Source organism: Bradyrhizobium sp., assembly GCF_019244115.1.
Taxonomy (GTDB): domain Bacteria; phylum Pseudomonadota; class Alphaproteobacteria; order Rhizobiales; family Xanthobacteraceae; genus Bradyrhizobium.
The window spans coordinates 1-3,355 of sequence record NZ_JAFATE010000161.1 but is presented as its reverse complement, the minus strand read 5'-3'; the positions used below and the strand labels follow the sequence as shown (position 1 = coordinate 3,355).

Genomic DNA, 3,355 nt, shown 5'->3' with positions numbered 1-3,355 from the left:
GCTGCAGCCTTTTTCGCACGACGCCCCCACCCCAGCCCTCCCCCGCAAGCGGGGGAGGGAGCGCACCGCCAGCGTTCAAACCCCATATGCGATTGCCCTGCCCCGCAACCGGGGTTTACCCCGGTTGCGCATCTTATTTGCGCAAGTCGGGCAGGCCGGACTTGCGTCGGGGGAGGGTTGGGGAGGGGGGTACCAAACGACGAGCTGCGTGCGGGGACCCCCACCCCCGACCCCTCCCCGCAAGGGGGAGGGGGGTAGACCGGGCTCGCGGATAGAACATTTCGAGCAAGACTCATCGAGCAAGACTCATTATGCCGCATGCCGCGCGCTCAGGCGATCGCCTCCATCTGGCCCGCGACGGGGATCGCCGGCGCGGTGCGGTTGTCGGTGATGACGATGTCGTATTTGCCGTCCTTGTAGCGCCACTGGCCGCCGACCAGCGGCGTCTTGGCGACGTTCTTGGCGGCGAACGGCGGCAGGTTGGCGCCGCCCCATTGCACCTTGCCGACCACGGTGTCGAGGTTGGTCGCGGCGATCGTGGCCGCAATCGCCTTGCCGTCGCGCTGCGGCGCGCGCTTGAGCACATCGACCGCAACTTCAAAGAGCGCATGGACGAAGCCGATCGGCTGCGTCCACTGCTTCTTGGTGGCGCCCTGGTAAGCCGCGGCGAGATCCTTCGCGCTGACGCCCGTCAGCGAGGACTTGAACGGATGATTCGGCGACCACCAGACTTCGGAGGACAGGTTATGACCGTCCTTGCCGAGTGCCTCCACCGCAACCGGGAAGAGGATCGCCTTGCCGATCGAGGCGACCTTCGGCCTAAAACCCTGCTGCAATGACTGCTTCCAGAAGGTCGTGAAATCCGGCGGCAGCACGACGCCGGTCACGATCTCGCAATTCGCACCCTTGAAGGCCGCGATCTGCGCGGAAAAATTGTCCGTGAGATTCTGGTAGCGGCCGGGGTCGGTGAGCTTGTAGCCGCCCTTCTCCAGCACCGGCGGGAAGCCCACGACCTTGTCGCCCCAGGCATTGCCGTCGCCATCGTTGGGAAAGAGCCCGCCGACCGATTTGTTGGTCGCGACCTGGCCCCACATGTTGGTAAAGACGGCGATGACGTCCTCGAGCCCCCAGAAGAAATGATAGGTGTAATCAAAACCCTTCCACGCCGGCGGGCCGCCGGCCGGATTGGTCTGCCGGCCGATGAACCAGGGCTGCCACGGCGCCACGCTCGAGATGCACGGCACTTCCTCAATCTCGCACTGGGTCGAGACCGGGTTCGTGGTCTCCGGCGTGGAGGCGACCAGCATCAGATCGATCTTGTCCTGCACGATGAGATCCTTCGCGACCTCGGCAGCGCGGTTCGGATTGGACTGGCTGTCCTTGACCACGATCTCGACCGGCACGGTCGCATTGCCGAGCTTGATGCCGCCCTTGGTCGCCTCCTTGAAATTGGCGATGATGAAATTGTCGGCTTCGGCGAAAGCTGCCAGCGGCCCGGTGACCGGGCTGACATAGCCGAGCTTGATCGCGCGGCTTTGCGCAATCGCCGGCGCACTGAGGCGGGTCGCGAGAACGGCGCCGGTCGCAGCGGATAATTTCAACAGCGAGCGGCGGTCGATCGAATTGCGGTGGGTCGAGTTTCCTCTCGTCATCTGCGTGTCCTCCCCTGCCATGCGCCGGTTCGGCGTTGACACGCGCGCCAGCGTTCGATATTCGAACATGCGTTCGTTAGTCGACCAGTGTTCACCAGAGGCGAAATGGAGTCAACAGGCCGCCACGCGAAGCCATCGGTGCAAGGCCACGGCGATGGCGACGACAAGGAGTTCATGGCGACGCTCGCAAAAGGTCTCGCCGTGCTCGGCGCGTTCGGCCGGCAGCGGCCGGCGATGACCCTGTCCGAGGCCGCCGCGGTCGCCGAGCTGTCGCGGGCCGCCGCGCGGCGCGTGCTGCGCACGCTGTCGATGCTCGGCTATGTCGAGCAGCAGGGACGCCAGTTCTCGCTGTCGCCACGGATCCTGGAATTCGGCTTTGCGTATCTGTCGACGCAGAGCTGGATCGACCGCGCGCTGCCATTGATGCGGGAGCTCAGCGAAAGATTAGGCGAATCCTGTTCGGCGGCGATCCTGCAGGGCCATGACATCGTCTATGTCGCGCGGGTGCCGGCGCGGCGGATCATGTCGGCGGCGCTGTCGGTCGGCAGCCGCCTGCCTGCCCTGCACACGGCGCTCGGGCGGGTGCTGTTCGGCTATCTCGACGAGGCCGAGATCTGGCGGCGACTGAAAGCGAATCGCATCGAGGCCTACACGCCGCAAAGCATCACCGACCTGCAGGCGCTGTTCGATCGCATCCGCGCCGACCGCGAACAGGGTTTTTCCATCGTCGACGAGGAACTCGAGCTCGGTCTGCGCGCGCTGGCGGTGCCGGTGCTCGACCGCACGGGCCAGGCGGTCGGCGCGATCAATTTGTCGACCCACTCGACCCGCACCACCCGCAATGAAATGCGCGAACGGTTCTTGCCGGAGCTGAACCGGATCACCGACCAGGTCTCCTCGATGACCCTCTGAGAACCCCGCTCTCTTGCCAGACGGCGGCAGCGGCCGTATCGTCGCGCCAAGTTCGGAATACGGACAGCAGTTCGATAAACGAACAACGCAGGGAGCAGACGCGATGGCGATTAAGGCGAAGGAGACGGCCGGCAAGACGATTCCGCCTGAGGACACCGGCGATGTCAGAGTCGAACGACCGCAGACGGGCGCGGAATACCTGGACTCGCTGCGCGACGACCGCACCGTTTACATCTATGGCGAGCGCGTCAAAGACGTCACCACGCATCCGGCGTTCCGCAACACCGCGCGCATGGTCGCCCGCCTCTACGACGCGCTGCATGACGACAAGCGCAAGCACAGACTCTTGTTGCCGACCGAGACCGGCAATGGCGGCATGACACACGCCTTCTTCAAGGCGCCCAAGACGATGGACGACTTGGTCGCCGGGCGCGAGGCGATCGCGGAATGGGCCAAGATCACCTATGGCTGGATGGGCCGCGCGCCGGACTACAAAGCGGCGTTCCTGGCAACGCTCGGCGCCAATGCGGATTTCTACGAGCCGTACCAGGAGAACGCAAAACGCTGGTACAAATTCAGCCAGGAGCGCGTGCCGTTCATCAACCACGCCATCATCCATCCGCCCGTCGATCGCGACCGGCCGCCGAACGAGGTTGCCGACGTGTGTTGCCATGTCGAAAAGGAGACCGATGCCGGCCTGATCGTATCAGGCGCCAAGGTGGTGGCGACCGGATCGGTGCTCACCAACTACACCTTTGTCGCGCATCACGGGCTGATCCCGCTGCAGGACA

3 protein-coding genes are annotated in these 3,355 nt (G+C 64.8%); 2 read left to right on the top strand and 1 reads right to left on the bottom strand.

Going from position 1 to position 3,355, the window contains the following annotated elements:
* Window positions 1-329: 329 nt before the first annotated feature.
* Entirely contained in the window at window positions 330-1,652 is a 1,323-nt protein-coding gene (locus JOZ76_RS07220; RefSeq protein WP_291697938.1) for an ABC transporter substrate-binding protein, read from the bottom strand.
* A gap of 105 nt (window positions 1,653-1,757) precedes the next feature.
* Here JOZ76_RS07220 and JOZ76_RS07215 point away from each other — a divergent pair, with 105 nt between their 5' ends.
* Window positions 1,758-2,564, top strand: a complete 807-nt coding sequence (locus tag JOZ76_RS07215) for an IclR family transcriptional regulator domain-containing protein (protein WP_291697937.1) — start codon at window positions 1,758-1,760, stop codon at window positions 2,562-2,564.
* Between the two features lie 103 nt (window positions 2,565-2,667).
* Window positions 2,668-3,355: 4-hydroxyphenylacetate 3-hydroxylase N-terminal domain-containing protein (locus JOZ76_RS07210; RefSeq protein WP_291697936.1), on the top strand; the 688-nt coding region annotated here is incomplete at its 3' end.